The following is a 17,721-nucleotide window of genomic DNA, read 5'->3' on the forward strand; positions in this document are numbered from 1 at the left end:
ATTGAAGCGATATCGCTTCCCATCTGAACTGCTCGACCTCGGTCAGATTAGCGGGACAAGAAATCTGCACCTGCATCCTTGATGTCTTCGTCGGAACTATCCAGAGCACGCTTCGCAAATTTAATCATCAACCCTCGATCCAACTCACAACACAACTCTAGCAAGCAGCAATATTCTTCATAACCCCCATTAACCAGCATCTCATCAACTTCCGCCTCGATATTTTCCATCACCCAATCGCGCGGCAGCCCAATATCAAATTTCTGCACTCTTCCGTGAAACCATTTACATAACTTGACATTGCGATCAGCTGCTTAAAAAAAAATGACTCTCCCTGACTCAGGATAGCTCGACACCAAATCGATGGCCACAGTCCTTTCCTCAGGCACGAAAAAGGCTCCCTGAACAAAGGCAACAGCAGATGGCTTTTTTACAAACCGATCTCTCAATTTCACGTATCTCTGAAAAGCCTCTTTAAGATCTTTCCACGATCCACTTTCTTTATCTTTCATAGCTACTTTTTCCCAGCCTTAATTCAAGAAAGATTTTTGAATTTCTCGACAAATGTCTATCCCGACATTCGCTTAGACGGACAAACTGTATGGTGAGTTGCGGCATGCGATCCGCCAACATCCTTGCCATCCGCAACAACCTCTATCCCATCTGGGAGTTCCGATCCAGCTGGAAGCTTGTGATAGGTGCCACTGATAGGTGCCTTCTTGACATCACCGAATGTCGACGCTCCTCCTTCAGTAGTCGGCCCCACCATTCCAGCTGCGTCGGCAATCAAGTCTGCGTTTTGTCCCGGTTTTGTGTTAACGCCCTGGATTCTAGGTTCGCGCGGACCACTGGCATTACCAAATGCATATAAGTCGCATGTTGTCTTAGCCAAGCCCAGCGGATCAATCCACCCGACCGGGTTCGGCGCGTACTGGAACGCGTTCAACCCTCCCGCCAACCCGATCGGGTCTTTCGATATGAATCGCCCCGAACTGGGATCGTAATACCGACACCGGTTGTAATGCAGCCCCGTCTAGTCGCCGCTACCCATGGCCTTACGGTCGCCAAAATCTCCCGCACCGACGCAGTTCACTCTCCGCGTCGGAGCGGTATGGCTTGTCGACCGACGTACTCTCGGGCCTTGCGGAGCAAGGCACTCCGACATTCCTAGGCATTTCGCACTAGCAGGCGTGCCGCGGAACCGTACCTGTATCAACGATGACCGCCGAGCGGCATTGCACACTGCCCGATTTCACGATGCGTATCTCCTGCCAACACGCGTTGCTTGACGCAGAGATCACTATCCGTTCAACTCCGGTAGAGGCAAACCTCTCCTCTCCAACACAAGCATTGCCTTATCTAAAAATTTCAATGGCAAGTTCGTCTTTGCCCCATAAAGATCGACAATTCCAACCTCCACCACACTATCAACCAAATTTTCAAACTCGCTCAAATCATCGCCGGACATCATAGACCTGAGACTCACCGGAATTGGATCGCCCCTCCCATTTAGATCAAGCAATGCTCCTTTTGCGTCCCATTCCGCCAAGCTTTTCCCGGAAGCTATCGAATCAAGATGATCCAATAGTTCGCTTATGGCTGGATGCGAAATCCCCATTAACTCACAGTAGCGCCGAAGACAGGAAGACGCGTAAAGCTGCTTATCTTCCGAAGAGCAGCCGGCTAATTTTACAAGAAGCTCATCCCTATTCATGATGACCACACCGTCGAACTAGATTCATATCTAATTTTCTAAGTAAATGATTACACACAGAACACGGGACCTTGTCTATCCCATGAACTCCACTTGTACTATTTCTCCCGCGAACATTAGCAACAGAGATCGTTGCCCCGGTTAAATTAATACCTTTATTCCTAGCCCTGGATATTGCGTTCACTTCAGCGCATTGAGCATCAAATTCATTCGGTGGAATATCCTTTAACGCGCCCTGAACCTCGGGGTTAGTGATGCCCCCTTGATTGCGCCCAACTACAATACGCCCGTCTTTGGAAACAATCACTGCGACCGTGTTTGGCCGCTGTGACGCCGGCAAGCTTTGCGCCTTGTCCGCGAGCCTGCCTGCAAGTGTGCCGCTCAGTCCCAAAGGATCAATCCACTGCACCGGGCTTACAGCGTACTGGTAGACATTTAGTCCGCCTTCAACCCCAATCGGGTCTTTGCTGACGTAGCGCCCCGACGTCGGATCGTAGTACCTGTGCCGGTTATAGTGCAGCCCCGTCTCGTCATCATGGTACTGCCCCTGGAACCGGATCGGATTCCCGGCTTCATGGCGTTCCGGCTGCGCCTGCCAGACGGTTTTCTCCCCGCCCCACGCCTTGTACCGCCCGAGCCACACCACCTTCCCCGACTCGTCCAGCAGTTCCTGCGGCGTCCCCAGATGATCGTTCTGGTAAAACAGCGTCGCGTGCCGCGTCTTCGCCGGCACCTGTACGAACCGGCCATCCGTCCCCGTCGCGATGAACGCCGCTTCCACCAGCGTCTCGTCCAGTCGCGCCAGCGGCACGAACGTGCCGGGCTCATGCAGGTAGAGCGACGCCCCTTGCCATTGATGCCGCTCGCTGAGCGTATGCATGCGCTGCGCCACCGGCAGCGCGTCATCATCGTCCGGATCCTCGCGCACGATCCGGACCGGGCGGCAGGTCAGCGGCTCACGTTCGCCCGGCTGACGCGGCGGCAGGTGGAAGCGCTCCTCCATCAGCAGCACGTCGCCGTCCCACGCGAACACCGTCCGGTCAATGCTGCCGTCCGGCCGCCCGACCTCCTTCAGCGTGCGCCGCCCGAACGCGTCATAGGCGAAGCTCACCCGCAATTCAGGCCGCACCGTACCCGGGATGGACGTGGTGCCGTCCTGCGTCCGCTCGATCCGGTCGATCTCGTTCGCCGCCGGCGGTTTCGCGTAGCGATCGGCACGCTTGAGCCGGTTCGCCACATCGTATGCGTACAGCCACGTCACGCCGCCCGGCTCGGTCTTGCGGATCAGGTTGCCGTGCGCATCGTGCTCGTAGCGCGTGCGGTTCAACTCCTTCAGCACATTGCCCACGCACTTCGGCAGCGCCTTCTCCCACGCGTTCAGCCGGCCCGCTTCGTCCGCCATCCGCGTGCGCCGCGCGATCTGCTCGGGCGTCATCCGCTCGCCCGGGTGCGCGTCCTGCCACGCCCGATCCTGCGCGATGATCCGCTGGTGCCGCCGGCTCATCTCGTCGAGCGTTTCCTCGGTCGGGCGCGGCGTGATCTTCTCCGGATCGACCGGATTGCCCGCCGGATCGAACGCAAAGACTTCCTTCAGATCGGGCGTCACCGCCTTCAGCAACCGCCCCACCGGGTCGTACGTGTAATCGGTTGCCCCGCGCGCACGATCCTCGATGCGCGTCAGGCGTCCCGCCGCGTCGTACCGGTACTGCCGCGCGGCGAGCCAGTCCGTCGGCAGCGCATGCGCATCGCGGCGCACGATCATCCGCTGCAGCCGGCCGGCCGGATCGTATTCGCGTCGCTGCTCGAAACTGCGGTGACGGCGCGCAATCTCGCGATGCAGCTTGTCGCGCTCGACATCGACCAGCGGCTGGCCGTCCAGCAGCACCCCGTGCACATGGCCCGAGCCGTAGCGCAGCCAGTCGATCGTGCGTGTATTCGGCAGTTGCGTCCGGATCCGGTTGCCGAGTGCGTCGTATTCATGCCGCGTCACCGCCGTGTAGGCGGCGCCCATGTCCGGGCCGTGGGTCTGCGCTTCGGCGATCAGGTTGTCGGCGTCGTCGTAATAGAGCCGGACCGTGCTGTCGTGGCCCTGCGCGGTCGTCAGCCGGCCTCGCGCGTCGTAATAGAAATGCTCATGGACCCTGCCACGGCCGCCCGGCCCGTCGATCTCGCGCCGCGTGAGCCGCCCGAGCGGGTCGCGCGTATAGGTCGTCTCCACCTCGCCTTCGGTCGAACCGGCCAGCCGTCCCGCCTCGTCCCACCGGTAGCGGGTCGTGCTGCCGTCGAAGTCCGTCTGTTCGATCAACTGCCCCAGCGGGTCGTAGCGGAACCGGGTCTGCGCCTCGTTCTCGTTGGTCAGCGTGGTCAGCCGCCACTGCCGGTCGTATGCATACGTCAGTTGCCGGCCCGCCGCATCCTTGCGCCAGGTCGGCTGCCGGCGGGCATTGAACGCGTATTCGGTGACCTGGCCCGCGCCGTCCCGATACGTGCGCAGGTTGCCTTCGCCGTCCCACGTGAAGTGCTCGTCGACCCCGTCCGGGTGCGTGACGCTGGTGACCTGTCCCCGCGCGTCGCAGCGGTAGCGCGTCACGTGCCCCTCGGCATCGGTGATGCGCGACAGGTGGCCGCGCTCGTCGTAGCCGTAGCGCGTCGCGTGGCCGGAACAGTCGGTCGACTCGACGAGCCGCCCCGCGTTGTCGTGACGGAAGCGCTTCACGCCGCCTTTCGGGTCGGTCAGCGACAGCAAGCGGCCGGTGCCGCTCCAGGCGTAGCGCGTGGTCCGCCCGGCGGCGTCCGTCGCCGAGACCGGCCGGCCGAGCGGATCGTATTCGGTCTGCGCGACCCGGCCATCCGGCGCCGTGACCTTGATCGGCAGGCCGTGCGCATCGTATTCGGTGCGCGTCGTGTTGCCGAGCGCGTCCGTCTCGGCGGTGACGCGCCCCTGCGCGTCGTAGTCGAAGCGCTGCGTCTGGCCCAGTGCATTCCGGATGCCGACCAGGTTGTTGTGCGCGTCCCACTCGAATGCGTCCGTCGATCCGTCCGCATGTTCGACCAGCACGATCCGGTTGTGATGGTCGTAGCGGTGGATCGTCGCGTGGCCGCTCGCATCGGTGACCTTCGTGTACCAGTGTTCGCGGTGGTACTCGAAATGCGTGTCGTCCTGAACGGGCTGCCCGTCGTGGCCGAGCCAGGTGCGCACGCACTTCGCGTCGGCCGGCGCGGGCACGCCTTCGCGCTGGCCCGGCCAGTCCCACGCCAGATTCGCGGCGTGGCCGTTGTAGTCCGTGTAGCGCGTGAGCAGGTGCTGCCGGTACGCGTACGTGCGCCGGAATCCCAGCATGTCGACGTGGCCGGTCAGGTCGCCTTCCGGGCTGTAGGTGTAGCGCGCGAGCGCTTCCCGGGCGAGGCCGGGCACGCCGTCGCGGTAAATCGCCGATACCCGTCCGTCGACATAGTCGAGGCGGATCGTGTTCTGCGCACCGTCGCTCAGCGTGGCGAGTTCGCCGGCTTCGTTGTACGAGAAGCTCAGGCCGAGGCCATCGCGGCCCTGGCGCGAGACGAGGCGATAGCGCGCATGCGTCACCGTGCCATGTCGTTCGTAATCCTCGCGACTGCCGTCGGGATAGGCCAGTTGAATGCGCCGGCCGTCCGGGCGCGTGATGACGAGCTGCTCGGCCGGCACCTCGACCGATTCGCCGACGCCGACCGGCGGCAACGGCACCGCGCGGTTGTCGGGATCGAAGAACGTCAGCGCGCCGTCCCGCTCTTCCAGCGACAGGTGATACGGGCTGCTCCAGCGCGCGCCGAGCGGGCTCGCGTCGTAGGCGGCCAGGCTCGACCGGTAGCGTCGTGTCCACACGATCGGCACGATCCCGTCGAGCATGAAGTCGGTCTGCGCGAGGTTCTCGTCGCCCATCGCGTAGTTGACCGGCTTCGCGCTCGCGGTGGGCGGGCACCCGCAGCCATCTTTGGCCGGCAGCGGGCTCGGCTGCGCGCCCTTCTGTGTCGAATCGCGATGCTCGCCGCGCTTCCGGTGCGGCGCCAGCATCGTGCCCGGTGCGGCCTGGGCGACGTGCGACGGCACCTTGCGCGCGCGCCGCGCCTTGATCTCCGCGGTGATCTGCGCGGCCATGAACAGCAGGCTGCCGGCCTGGGCCACGTCGCCGAACGCCGCGTCGAGCATCGGCCCCGTGTTGCGGTCGAATTCGTCGAGCCACGCGACGATCGCGTCGCGCTGGCCGGACAGCTTGAGCAACTGATCGATCCCGTGCAGCGCGATTTCCTCGGTGGACGGCACCCACGACAGGAAGCCGCTGTTCTTTTTGATGCGCCCCATCTGTTCGGCGGCCGAGACGGGGTTGATCACGAAGCGCCGCACCGTCTGCGACGCCTCGCGCACGCCTTTGACGATGTCGCCCTTCCATTGCTTCAGGTGCGCATCCAGATCGGCCATGAACGCGAGCACGTCGCCGCCGGCCGTTGCCCAGAACAGATCGACCAGCACCGCCGCGCCCGCGCCCTTCGCGAATGCGAGCAACACTTCCTTGACGACCGCGCGCGCCGGTCGGCTCGCGTTGCCTGCGGCGGGCACGACGCCGATCGCGTCGATCGCGAGGATGCTCCAGCCGAGGACTTTCTTCGCGCCGCCCGGTTCGCTGCAGATCCGGTAGATGTCGACGCCGACGTCGTAGAGCGACATCGCATTGCCGACGAACGGAACCATGTACAGGCACTGGACGAAAATCTCGAGGCCGTGGTTCTTGACCGATTCGGCGCGGGCCGCGACCACCTTCGGCGATGTCGCGGGCGCGGGAACCGGGCTGACGATCACGCGCCGGGCTTCGGCGTTGTGCTGGAGGGCTTGGGGGATCTGGCGCTGAGGGGTACGGAGGGTTTCGGGGCCGGCCATGGACTTATTCTTTGTCTGGAAGAATCGGATGGAATGCAAAGCCAGGGTCAAGACGACGCAATGGTCGTGGTCAAGCTTTGGGCGAGGACCGGCGTAGAAGGCGTCGCATGGCTGGCCATTGAGCCTACGGCCCGCTGTTCGAGCGCGTTGAGTCCAGCGCGGCCGAGTGCCGCGACATCGCCCTCGGCAACACTCGCGGCAACGCTCGACGCCGTCGCCTTGATCGCAGTTGCCGACTCCGCAATCCGCGCAATCGGCGCGGCCATCGCGGGCCCGACGAGACTGGGAACGGCATCGCCAGCGTTACCCGCGCCCCTGTCGAGTTGTGCCGCGCCATTCGGATCGCTCCACTTGCGCGCCTTGTCCTGCAGATCGTGATCTTCCTCGAGATACTCGACCGTGCCGCCGCCGCGCGGCACGGTCGCCAGCGTGCCGCGTCCGTTGGCGTCGAGCCGGCCTTCGCGCCACGAACCATCCGGAAACGTCACACGGTATGGCGCATGCCTCACCGGCTCGCCGTTCGGATACGCGTGCCAGAGTTGCATGCCGGTCTGTTCCTGCTTCGGCATCAGCGGCAATGCCTGCCGCTGGGTAGCGGACGGCTCGATGCGCAACGGCCCCTTCAGCCGGATATGGCCCGCGCTGCCGATCTCGACCTGGCCGCCCGACAGCTTGATGTACGCGCCCGCGCACATCAGCGTGAGCGACTTGGCGGCGTTCAATGTCACCGCGTCCGACGTGCTTGCAATCATTACGCCCTTCAGGGCCGTCAGTTCCAGCGCGTCCCCCTGCGCCTGAACGTCTACCTTGCCAGCCCCCGCGTATAGCTTCATGCCTTGTGCATTCGCGTACATCGACAGCGCATTGCCGGCCGCGACCGTGTAGTTGCCGCCGATCGCTGCATCCGCATTGCCGCCGGTCGTCGTGAACAGATGTCCGCCGGCTGCCAGTTGCATGTGCTCACCGCTCGTGATCGCGACACCCTGCGGCGCGGAGACGAGCAGCACGGCCGCTTCCAGATCCTTGATCCGTGCTTCCAGCAATGCCTGTTGCGCTTCACATGCGGCAACGGTCGCTTTGGCTTTCGTAACCGCCTCGGCCAGGCTATTCATTCTCGATCGGGCCGCATCGAGCTGCTCCCGCGCAACCGCCATGTCGAACGCATGGCCGCCCGCGTTCGACTGGGCATCGGCTGACAGGAACAGCCCCTTGCCTGCGCGCAACACGCCGCGCTCGTCGGTGCGGACTTCGAATCCCTCGCCGCGCACCGCTTTGCGGCTATCGACCAGATAACCGAGATTGACCTGCGTCTTCCCGCCGTAGTCAGTCGACAGCTTGATCCCCTCGCGTCCCTTGAAGTCTTCGAAACGAAGCTTGTTGTTCGCCTGCGTGCGTATCACGTTGCGTGAATTGAAACCGTCACGGCTCGTCACAAGATCAACGGCCTGGCTGTGGTGATGGGCGTGTGCGATATATGGCCGATTCGGATTCCCTCCGACGAATGCAACCGCCACCTCCGTATCGGCCAGCAGGGGAAAATGGAAGCCGGTCTGATTCCCGCCCGCGAACGGCTTGGCGAGCCGCAATGGCACGCATTCGCCGCCCGCCGGCCAGGCGTCGAAATCGAAATCGAAGCGCACCGTGTACAGACCGGCGCTCGTCAGATTGGCGTACGGCGAAGTGTCCGGCGTCGTGATGCGTGCCGACAACGTGCCGGCGATCGTCGGCCAGTTACGCTCATCGAGCCTCAGGCGGAACGGCCGTCCACTGGGAATGGCTTCGAACGTGTTGACGTATGATGCTTCCCGGCCGCCGGTGTGGCGGACCGATACGATCACGACGCCATGTGGCGCGTCGGCCAGCTTCTCGTCGAGTTTTACGACGAGCCCGGCTGCAAGGTCCACCACCGAACTCCTGCCGGAATACGTCACTTGCCATGCGACAGCGGCCTCATGGCGCAGTTGGGCTTCGCGCTTCGCTTCGTCCTCGTCCGGATGATGGGTGCCGAATCGGTAACTTTGGCCCCACGTCGTCGGATCATCACGCGCGACATTGGCTTCCGCGTTGAACCGGTCGTAGGCCTTCTCGGGGTTGTAGTCGGCAACCATGATCGACCGCGGGATCGTTTCGCTATGCGATTCGAGCGCCAACACGGCTTCGTGGCCTGTCTCAAGACCGCTTGCTTCGCGGTATGGAATGGTCACGTTCGGCCGGTACGTATAGGCATCGACGTCGTCGCCGAAATGCAGTTCGTCGCCATGCTGTCCGGCGCGGAAGAAGCAGAACAGGCCCGTCTGTTCCATCAGCAGGCGAAGGTAGTCCCAATCGGACATCCGGTATTGCATGCGGAACGCGAGACGTGGATAAGCGCGCCGCAACTTGAACGAAAACTGATGCGAACGGAATTCGTGTCGTCTCAGGATCGATTCGACGATCTCCGGCACGGACTGCTGCTGATAGATACGTGTCGCCTGAGCAAGGCGCAGACGCGCAACGAACGGCTCGACGACGATCCGGTACGACACGAAATCACGCGTCTTGCGTATCTGGCCGAACGCGGTGACGCAGCCTGCGAATTTGCGCGACGCTTCGGCGATGCCGTTCGTTCCCGGCGGCTCGATCGTGAAGGTGGCGGGGCGATTGAGGTAGTCCGCGCGCGTGAGCGCAATCGGGCTCGTCAGCGTCACTTCGATCCGATAGGGCTCGCCAAGCCGTTCCTCGAGCGCGAACGACATGATCGACAGATCTTGCACCCGCGGGGCGCCTGGTACTTCCAGGAAATATGACTGACGACCGGTTATCCACTGCGCCAGCGCGCCTTGTGCGCCTCGTTCTCGTGCCATCGTGTTCTCTCAGCGTTCTGCTTTTTCTCGGAAGCCGAAGGAATAACCGGTTAGCTACGAATACGTCCAGCGAATGGAAACGATTCACAACAATGTTCGTGACGGAACGTCGGTCACAACGCGACAACTCGATCGCAACGGTGGATCCCCCAAAGCCATGAAGTCGCCCCATCCCTCTGCGATAATGCTGCCTCTACCGCGACCTCAACCGCCCCGTACCCACCATGACGCCCCCGTCCGCCCCGCTCCCCACCGACCTGCCGCCGATCTCCTGCCTGCCCGGCGACGCGCTGCCGTGGCTGCCGATGAGCCCGGACCTGCCGGGCCTCGAGATCAAGTACCTGCACATCAACGCGGCCGAGGACACGCTGACCGCGCTCTTGAAGATGCCCGCTGGCGGCACGCTGCCGCGCCATCGCCACGACGGCCAGGTATTCGTCTATACGCTGCAGGGCGCGTGGCGCTACCGTGAATACGACTGGGTCGCGCACGCCGGCTCGACGGTGCTCGAGCCGGCCGGCTCGGTCCATACGCCGGAGACGCTCGGCGGCGACGGCGCGGACGTGATCACCTTCAACGTGATGCGCGGCGACCTCGTGCTGCTCGACGACGACGGCCGCGAAACCGCGCGGGAGAATTGCCGCGTCGCGCTGCTGCGCCAGCGCAAGCATGCGCGCACGGCGCCGGATGCCGCCGCGCCGTTCGTCACGCGCTGAGCGCAACGGCATCCTCGCCGTTCAAGCAACCGTCGCCACCATCAAAGTCGTACCGGCAACGCCAGCGTCGACTGCCTGGTCGGATCGAACTCGAACTTCACACCGAAGCGTTCGCCCGGATTGACCGGCTGCCCGTACAGGCTGTCGAAGGTATCCAGCACGATACCGATACGATGGCCGGCCGGCACGTCATAGGCTGTCCCGGAAAACTCGATCGGAAAATCGATCGTCGCCCCCGGTGTGGCCCGGTGCAGCGAGCGCGTGCCATGCGTAATCAGCGTACCCACGCCAAGTGCATCGACGTCGTACAGATACGCGACCACCTGGGCACGCGCCTGCGACGGCGTCACGCGCAGGTTCAGCGTCGGAATGCCGCGCAGGCGCATCGGCGACCGGAGCGGCGCGCCTTCATAGCGCACGCCTGCCGCAAGGTTCACCGTCGACAACGCGTTCACCACGGGCGCCCCCACGCTTTCGCCGAAGGTCGACAGCACTGGAATGGGGCCGCTCGTCGCCGTGGTGTCGAAGAGATTCTGGATCAGGTCGGAGCCCGGCGTCCGGTTCGGCGCGCCCAGCAGGTCGCCCGCCGTACCTTTCGTACATAAGCAGCTCAGATCCCAGCGGATCGGGCCGCGCGGCCCGACGTACAGCGTCTGCGTACTGACGTTGCTGGCCGGCCACGTTTCGAACACATCCCTCGTATCGGTGAACTTGACCTGCATCGAGACCTTCGGCTCGGTATCCACGCCGTTCCGTACGCCCTTCAGCCAGCGGTCGAACCAGCGGTGCGCCTGATCGTACGGATAGTTCGGCACACCGAGCACCGCGCCGCCGACTTCCGCCTGCGCATGAACACCGGAGCTCAACAGCAACTTTTTGGGGCCGGTGAGTGCCGCAAACATCCTCATCGACGAATTCGGCGTGAACATGTCGTCCTGAAAATTCTTGCCGATGAACACCGGCGCGCCGCGCCGGTTGATGGCGTCGATATAGGACGAAGGCGAACGAACCTTGGCCCATGCGCGGATCTCGTTGATCTTGGCTTCGGATGTGTTCGGATCGAGCAGCGCATTGATGTACTGATCCACGATCGGATCGAGACGCCCCGTCACCTTCCCCGACAGGAACAGGAGAGCCGACCAGGTCGCGTTCGGGGAGTCCCCCTGATACAACTGGTCGGCCAGATCGCCCCACCCCGAAAACGCGACCGCCGTCTTCAGCCGTGGGTCATGAGCCAGCGCCAGCAACGACATACCCGCGCCGTAGGAGATGCCGCTGACGGCCAGCCGGTCAGCGTCCGCCTGCGTATTGGCGATCATCCAGTCCACCACCGACGAGACGTCCTGCACGTCCTGCGGACTCGCCACGCCAACCTGTCCGCCCGACAGGTAGAAGCCGCGGGCCGTATAGCTCACGACGATGTAGCCATCCTGCGCGAGGCGTTGCTGCTGGCCGCGATACTCGATGAAATCCGGCGTGGCCCAACTGGCGATCATGACGATGCTCGGAAACTTCTGATCCGCGCTGACGATTTTTGGCAGTGCGGCATTCGCGGTCAGCTTCGTACCGTCCGGCATCGTCACGATGAGATTGTTGACCCAGCACGTGCCGTCCTTCGGCGAAACCACCCCCGGAAACGCGGACGTCGTGGTATAGATCGCTGCCTCGGCCGGCGTCGCCGGTCGGCATGCAATCGCGGCATGCGACAAGGACGCCGCCAGCGCCAAACCAAGGCCGGCGAACAAACGCAGAATATTCATAAATTCCCCTTAGCAATAAAAGTAAAGCACAACACCTCTTCATCCGGGCAGTGACGCCCGCCCACCCCAACGCCTATCTAGTTAGCATGCTTTACTAATTTGCTGTCAACACAACAACTCCATTTAGAGCTCGCCACCTAAATTAAAGTGTCATATACCACCACCCTCCCTTCCCGTTTGAATTGATCAATTCAAATTCACATTAGATTTGTCATGCTAACTATATTCACCATGATTGACGCTCAAATCGTCAACAGACTTTTTCATGCCTCACAGCTTTTCAGGCCATGAGGCACGCCCTAAAAGATCTCCGACGAATCCTCTCAAGCAACCGAATCAACGCGGCGAGCGAACGGCACTCATCCGTAAAACATCTGCCAAAGACGCTCGAGCGTGAGATTCGCGATTTCGATCTCGCGAAATTCCCGCGCCGCCAACGCCGGGGTATCAAGCACCCAGACCACGTCGCCCCTCCCGCTGCCACCACGCGCCGCACTTCAATCCGCTCTAAACGGGGAATGACCGACATGCATCATGAATAGAAATACTGAATGAATTGTTAAAAAAGCATGAAATCAAATCTGAACAAGCTTATCTGCACGCATGCGCTTTTCTTGCGCCACACCGCTGATAGCACTTTCTCTCGCCTGCCGTTCACGCGCCGGACATCTTTCTCCATGACAGGCGTCCCTTCCAGCTTGCGAGCACGAAAGCAGACGCAATCGTCACCGCCATGATCGACCGTCTTGCCGACCAGTGCAGGCAAGATGTCCGGGGCAGCTTCTTCTCGTGCCCGCACGACCACCGCCACCGCCGTTCGCGCAGTTTCGAACGGCGGCAAGCCCCGCTTTGACTTCCCCCAGCGCGTGCACTAGATTCGAACGACGCGACTCGACGCGGCGCGCAAGGAGCACTGCCATGACGCCCTGGGAAATTCAAGGCACCGAACTGATGAACTGCAATTGCTCATACGGTTGCCCTTGCCAGTTCAGCGCGCCGCCGACCAACGGCTTTTGCGAAGCGATGGGCGCGATTTCGATCGGCAGCGGCCATTACGGCGACGTGCGGCTCGATGGCGTCAACCTCGCGGTGGTGTTCCAGTGGCCGGGCCCTATCCACGAAGGCAAGGGCAAGTGCCAGCCGATCGTCGACGAACGGGCCAGCCCGGCGCAGCGCGACGCCGTTCTGAAAATCATGACGGGGCAGGACACCGAACCGTTCGCCACGATGTTCTCGGTATTCGCGTCGACGCTCGAGCACGCGTTCGATCCGATCTTCGCGAAAATCGACTTCGACGTGGACGTCGACGCCCGGCGCGGCCGGATTCATGTCGAAGGCATTTTCGACGTCGTCGGGGAACCGATCCGCAATCCGGTGACGGGCGCCGAACATCGCGCCCGGATCGACCTGCCGCACGGCTTCGAATACGAACTGGCCGAGATCGGCTCCGGCACCAGCCGTTCGCGCGGAAACATCGCACTGGATCTCAAGGATACCTACGCGCAATTCGCGCGACTGCACATGAACAACACGGGACTGATCCGGCATCGCACCGCCGCATGATCGGCATCGACCCGCTCCTCAGGCACGAGCGCGTCGTCACCGCGCTCGGCATGGCCGCCGTCGTCGCGCTGTCGTGGCTCTACCTGTGGACAGGCGCGGGAATGGGCATGTCGGCGCTCGACATGACGGCCGTCACGCTCTTCCCGCATCGCCTGCCGCACGGCATCGGCAGCATGGATCCGTCGTTGGCGACCGTGATCGTCATGTGGTGGACGATGATGATCGCGATGATGACGCCCGGCGCTGCGCCGCTCATCCTGCTGTACCGGCGCGTCTTGCGACATTACGACGGGGCCGATGGGGCGTCGCCCGCGCCGTCGCTGGTGCTACTGGCCGGCTACCTGACGGCCTGGCTGGCGTTTTCGATCGGTGCGGCATCGCTGCAGAAAATGCTGCAGCCAACCGGCCTCATTTCGGCAATGATGCTGTGGTCGAAAAGCGCGCTCCTTTCCGCGATCGTTCTGGCCGCGGCCGGGATTTATCAGCTTTCGCCGTTCAAACGCGCTTGCCTCACGCAATGCAGGTCGCCGGTGAAGTTCCTCACCACGCATTGGCGGCCGGGCGTCGCCGGCAGTTTCCGGCTCGGACTGCGCCACGGCCTTTACTGCATCGGCTGCTGCTGGCTGCTGATGGCACTTCTATTCGTCGGCGGTGTGATGAATCTCGTCTGGATCGCCGCGTTGTCGCTCGTCGTCTTCGTGGAGAAGATCCTGCCCGGCGGCGAGCGAATCGGCCGCGCGCTGGGCGTCGTATTGATCGCATGGGCCGGCGCGACGCTGCTGGCGTGATCGACATCCTTCCCTTACCGGATCATCGGTGCGGCAATTCGGCTTTCCTTGTCGAGTACGATGTGCGGCTCGGTTGGCGAATTCGCCCCTGCTAGCACATCGAACCTTGATGGCCGCCGCCGAAACCAAGAATCAGCGTACCGACCATCGGCGTCGACGATCTGGAAACGGCAATGCGCTTCTACCGCGACGGCCTGGACCTGGACCTGGAAACGGAAGGCATCATCGGCACGGAGTTCGAACATGGCGCGGTCTCGTTCTTCGATCTCCAGAGCAGCCTGAAACTGCGCTGTTCCGCCCCGCCGACATTGCGCACGACGCCAGAATGCCTGTCTCCGGACGCGGTGCGACCGAGTTCACGATCGGTCACAACGTGGACAGCGCGCAGGAGCGCCGACCAAATGATGCAGCAGGCGGTCGCCGCCGGCGCGCGGCTCGTGAAGCCGGCTGGCACGACCTTCCGGGGCGGTTATTCCGGATACTTTCAGGATCCGGACGGCCATCAGTGGGAAGTGGTGTTCAATTCGGCCTTCGTTCCCGGGGATTGAGGGTCATCGCGCCGGCTCCGTCGGCGGCTCCGCCCGTGTCCCCGCCAGCAGCGCCACCGCACACGCCGCGAGCAGCGCGGCGATCATCAGCATCGCCGGATCCATGCTGCCGGTGCGCGTGCGGATCGTGCCGACGATCCACGGCGTGATCATTCCGCTCGACACGCCGATGCTGCTGATCAGCGCGATCCCGCCGGCCGCGCCCGCGCCCGAGAAATACCCGGACGGCATCGCCCAGAACACCGGGTGCGCGGCGAAGATCAGCATCGCGGCAAGCGACAGCAACGCCATCATCGCGACGATGCTCGGCAGGTGCAGCGTCAGCAGCGCGAGCGCCACCGCGCCGCCGAGCGCGCAGGCGGCGAAATGCCTGCGCCGTTCGCGTTTGCGGTCCGAGCGCCGCGCGATCGCGATCAGGCCCGCCGCGCCGATCGCATTCGGCACGATCGACAGCAGGCTGATATGCACGACGTCGTGGATGCCGAATTCGCGGATCATCAGCGGCATCCAGAACAGCAGCATCAGCAGCGCGGTGGTCAGCGAGAAGTACACGAACGCGAACAGGTACGTGCGCGGCTCGGCGAGCACCGCGCGCAGCGACGCCGCCGCGCGCGCGGGCGCCTGCGCGCGATCGGCCGCGAGATCGTCGGCGAGCCGGCGGCGGTCGTCTGGCGTCAGCCACGCGGCCTGTTCGGGCCGGTCGCACAGCCAGAACCACGCGAAAGCGCCGAGCAGGATCGCGGGCGCCCCCTCGATCGCGAACATCCATTGCCAGCCGTGCAGCCCGAGCACGCCCGACATGCCGCGCATGATCCAGCCCGACAGCAGCCCGCCGACCATCCCCGCCACCGCGACGCCCGCGTAAAAGATCGACAGCACCGACGCGCGCCGCCGCGCCGGGTACCAGTACGTCAGGTAGAGCACGAGGCCCGGGAAGAAGCCGGCCTCGAACACGCCGAGCAGGAAGCGCAGCGCGTAGAACTGCCGCGCGCTGTCGACGGTGATCATCGCGACCGACACCGCGCCCCACAGCACCAGGATCCGCGCGAACGTGCGGCGCGCGCCGAAGCGGCGCAGCAATGCATTGCTCGGCACCTCGAACAGCACGTAGCCGACGAAGAACAGCACCGCGCCGAGGCTGTACATCGCGTCGGTCAGGCCGAGATCCTGCCGCATCTGCAACTGCGCGAAGCCGATGTTGCTGCGGTCGAGGATCGACACGATGTAGCAGACTAACAGGAACGGCACGATGCGCATGCCGATGCGGCGGTACAGCGCGTCGTCCGCGGGCGTGCCGGCAACGGGTGCGACGCCGCGCGCCGCTTCCACTTGTAGGGGAGCAGACATCGGTTGTCTCCTGAATGGTTTCTGTCCGGCCCGGCCGGATTCACCGCGCCGGGCGGGCCGCCGTCGCTCACGCCCGCCGCGCGGGCTCGCCCTTCACGCCGAGCATCAGCGCGGCGCCGCTTGCGACCAGCAGCGCCGCCAGCAGGTACACCGCGAGATCCATGCTGCCGGTGCGGGTGCGAATCAGGCCGATCACCCACGGGCTGACGATGCCGCTCGTGATGCCGATGCTGCTGATCAGCGCGATCCCGCCCGCCGCGGCCTTGCCGGACAGATGCGCGGTCGGCACCGCCCAGAAGATCGGCAGCGCGGCGAAAATCAGCGTCGCCGCGATCGACAGGCACGCGAGCATCGCCGCGAAGCTGTGCAGGTGCAGCGTCAGCGCGGCCAGCGCAAGCCCGCCGCCGACGGTGCAGAAGGCGAAATGCCGGCGGCGCTCACCGGTGCGGTCGGAGCGGCGCGCGATCAGGATCAGGCCGACCGCACCGATCGCGTTCGGCACGACCGTATAGAGGCTCACCGCGACGACGTCGGTCACGCCGAAATCGCGGATCATCAGCGGCATCCAGAAGTTGAGCGTCAGCGACGCGCAGGTCAGCGAGAAATAGATGAACGCAAACAGGTACACGCGCGGGTTCAGCAGCGCGGCGGCGAAGCTGCGCGAGTCATGCGCGCCGTGCGCCGTATCGCGGCCCTGCCCGCCCGCACACAGCACCGTGACGCGCGCCTTCTCGTCCGGCGTGAGCCACGCGGCATCCTGCGGCCGGTCGACCAGGTAGCCGAACGCGACGAACGCGAGCACGATCGCCGGCGCACCTTCGATCGCGAACATCCATTGCCAGCCGTACAGGCCGAGCACGCCGCTCATGTCGCGTATGATCCAGCCCGACACGAGCCCGCCGAGCACGCCCGCGACCGCGACGCCCGCGAAGAACACCGAGATCGCCGCCGCGCGCCGGTTCGCCGGGAACCACCAGGTCAGGTAGAGCACGATGCCGGGAAAGAAGCCGGCCTCGAACACGCCGAGCAGGAAGCGCAGCACGTAGAAATGCGACGGCGTCGACACGAACATCATCCCCGTCGACGCGAGGCCCCACAGCAGCATGATCCGCGTGAACGTGCGGCGCGCGCCGAAGCGCGCGAGCAGCAGGTTGCTCGGCACTTCGCAGAACACGTAGCCGACGTAGAACACGGCCGCGCCGAGCCCGTACATCGCATCGCTGAAGCCGAGGTCGTGCTTCATCTGCAATTGCGCGAAGCCGATGTTGATGCGGTCGAGGAACGACACGACGTAGCAGAGGAACAGGAACGGGATGATCCGCCACGCGATCTTGCGGAACAGCAACGCGTCGCCGGAAGCCGATGCGGACGCGGACGCGGCTGCAACCGCCGCTTCGGCAGGAAGGGTCTGGGGCATGTCTCTCTCCAAACACTGCGCGAATCGAACGCGCAGCAGTCTCCGAGGGCGTGCGTGCGCCCTGCTTTCTTGTGAGATCGAGGATCGCGGCGGCCTCGTTGCGGCCGCCGCTACGG

At 63.7% G+C, this 17,721-nt stretch carries 12 protein-coding genes and 1 pseudogene; 4 read left to right on the plus strand and 9 right to left on the minus strand.

Annotation, left to right across the window (positions count from 1 at the left end; all coding sequences use genetic code 11):
* Nucleotides 1-47: 47 nt before the first annotated feature.
* The 5 genes and pseudogenes from ABFO07_RS22965 to ABFO07_RS22985 form a co-directional block, all read right to left on the minus strand.
* Nucleotides 48-269: a hypothetical protein gene (locus ABFO07_RS22965; RefSeq protein WP_150998675.1), complete on the minus strand. Its 222-nt coding sequence runs from the start codon at nt 267-269 to the stop codon at nt 48-50.
* A 610-nt stretch (nt 270-879) separates the two neighbouring features.
* Nucleotides 880-1,033: pseudogene (locus tag ABFO07_RS34795) on the minus strand (RHS repeat-associated core domain-containing protein); the annotation flags it as partial.
* 267 nt (nt 1,034-1,300) lie between these two features.
* On the minus strand, nt 1,301-1,714 hold the full coding sequence (locus ABFO07_RS22975; RefSeq protein WP_081068425.1) for a hypothetical protein: 414 nt from the start codon (nt 1,712-1,714) through the stop codon (nt 1,301-1,303).
* Nucleotides 1,707-6,623, minus strand: coding sequence for an RHS repeat-associated core domain-containing protein (locus tag ABFO07_RS22980; RefSeq protein ID WP_347469619.1), 4,917 nt, complete (start codon nt 6,621-6,623; stop codon nt 1,707-1,709). Before ABFO07_RS22980 ends, ABFO07_RS22975 begins: the two co-directional genes overlap by 8 nt.
* A gap of 47 nt (nt 6,624-6,670) precedes the next feature.
* Nucleotides 6,671-9,358 carry a type VI secretion system Vgr family protein gene (locus ABFO07_RS22985; protein ID WP_347469620.1) on the minus strand — a complete coding sequence of 896 codons (2,688 nt, stop codon included), beginning with the start codon at nt 9,356-9,358 and terminating at the stop codon, nt 6,671-6,673.
* Nucleotides 9,359-9,690: 332 nt separating this feature from the next.
* On the opposite strand from ABFO07_RS22985, the gene ABFO07_RS22990 reads away from it, so the two are divergent.
* Complete coding sequence (locus ABFO07_RS22990; RefSeq protein ID WP_059883646.1) at nt 9,691-10,182, plus strand: 2,4'-dihydroxyacetophenone dioxygenase family protein; 492 nt, start codon at nt 9,691-9,693, stop codon at nt 10,180-10,182.
* A gap of 41 nt (nt 10,183-10,223) precedes the next feature.
* On the opposite strand, the gene ABFO07_RS22995 is transcribed toward ABFO07_RS22990, so the two are convergent.
* On the minus strand, nt 10,224-11,942 hold the full coding sequence (locus ABFO07_RS22995; protein ID WP_347469621.1) for a CocE/NonD family hydrolase: 1,719 nt from the start codon (nt 11,940-11,942) through the stop codon (nt 10,224-10,226).
* Between the two features lie 559 nt (nt 11,943-12,501).
* On the minus strand, nt 12,502-12,783 hold the full coding sequence (locus tag ABFO07_RS23000; protein WP_155634499.1) for a hypothetical protein: 282 nt from the start codon (nt 12,781-12,783) through the stop codon (nt 12,502-12,504).
* A 77-nt stretch (nt 12,784-12,860) separates the two neighbouring features.
* Here ABFO07_RS23000 and ABFO07_RS23005 point away from each other — a divergent pair, with 77 nt between their 5' ends.
* The 3 genes from ABFO07_RS23005 to ABFO07_RS23015 all read left to right on the plus strand — a co-directional run bounded on the left by ABFO07_RS23005 (nt 12,861) and on the right by ABFO07_RS23015 (nt 14,841).
* Nucleotides 12,861-13,505 carry a DUF1326 domain-containing protein gene (locus tag ABFO07_RS23005; protein WP_059807797.1) on the plus strand — a complete coding sequence of 215 codons (645 nt, stop codon included), beginning with the start codon at nt 12,861-12,863 and terminating at the stop codon, nt 13,503-13,505.
* Nucleotides 13,502-14,293 (plus strand): DUF2182 domain-containing protein, encoded by a 792-nt coding sequence (locus tag ABFO07_RS23010; RefSeq protein WP_347469622.1) that lies wholly within the window; start codon nt 13,502-13,504, stop codon nt 14,291-14,293. The genes ABFO07_RS23005 and ABFO07_RS23010 overlap by 4 nt, the downstream gene beginning before the upstream one ends.
* A gap of 173 nt (nt 14,294-14,466) precedes the next feature.
* Nucleotides 14,467-14,841, plus strand: coding sequence for a VOC family protein (locus ABFO07_RS23015; RefSeq protein ID WP_347469623.1), 375 nt, complete (start codon nt 14,467-14,469; stop codon nt 14,839-14,841).
* A gap of 3 nt (nt 14,842-14,844) precedes the next feature.
* Here ABFO07_RS23015 and ABFO07_RS23020 read toward each other — a convergent pair whose 3' ends face one another.
* Nucleotides 14,845-16,188, minus strand: a complete 1,344-nt coding sequence (locus ABFO07_RS23020) for an MFS transporter (protein ID WP_347469624.1) — start codon at nt 16,186-16,188, stop codon at nt 14,845-14,847.
* 67 nt (nt 16,189-16,255) lie between these two features.
* Entirely contained in the window at nt 16,256-17,605 is a 1,350-nt protein-coding gene (locus ABFO07_RS23025) for an MFS transporter (RefSeq protein ID WP_347469625.1), read from the minus strand.
* Nucleotides 17,606-17,721 lie beyond the last annotated feature (116 nt).

Origin of the sequence: Burkholderia stagnalis, from assembly GCF_039848545.1 — a bacterium.
GTDB lineage: Bacteria > Pseudomonadota > Gammaproteobacteria > Burkholderiales > Burkholderiaceae > Burkholderia > Burkholderia stagnalis.

What these genes read in the sequence shown, in the direction of transcription:
- ABFO07_RS22975 (WP_081068425.1), bottom strand. Translation starts at nt 1,714, where the DNA reads ATGAATAGGGATGAGCTTCTTGTAAAATTAGCCGGCTGCTCTTCGGAA.
- ABFO07_RS22980 (WP_347469619.1), bottom strand. Translation starts at nt 6,623, where the DNA reads ATGGCCGGCCCCGAAACCCTCCGTACCCCTCAGCGCCAGATCCCCCAA.
- ABFO07_RS22985 (WP_347469620.1), bottom strand. Translation starts at nt 9,358, where the DNA reads ATGTCGTTCGCGCTCGAGGAACGGCTTGGCGAGCCCTATCGGATCGAA.
- ABFO07_RS22990 (WP_059883646.1), top strand. Translation starts at nt 9,691, where the DNA reads ATGACGCCCCCGTCCGCCCCGCTCCCCACCGACCTGCCGCCGATCTCC.
- ABFO07_RS22995 (WP_347469621.1), bottom strand. Translation starts at nt 11,942, where the DNA reads ATGAATATTCTGCGTTTGTTCGCCGGCCTTGGTTTGGCGCTGGCGGCG.
- ABFO07_RS23005 (WP_059807797.1), top strand. Translation starts at nt 12,861, where the DNA reads ATGACGCCCTGGGAAATTCAAGGCACCGAACTGATGAACTGCAATTGC.
- ABFO07_RS23010 (WP_347469622.1), top strand. Translation starts at nt 13,502, where the DNA reads ATGATCGGCATCGACCCGCTCCTCAGGCACGAGCGCGTCGTCACCGCG.
- ABFO07_RS23015 (WP_347469623.1), top strand. Translation starts at nt 14,467, where the DNA reads ATGCGCTTCTACCGCGACGGCCTGGACCTGGACCTGGAAACGGAAGGC.
- ABFO07_RS23020 (WP_347469624.1), bottom strand. Translation starts at nt 16,188, where the DNA reads ATGTCTGCTCCCCTACAAGTGGAAGCGGCGCGCGGCGTCGCACCCGTT.
- ABFO07_RS23025 (WP_347469625.1), bottom strand. Translation starts at nt 17,605, where the DNA reads ATGCCCCAGACCCTTCCTGCCGAAGCGGCGGTTGCAGCCGCGTCCGCG.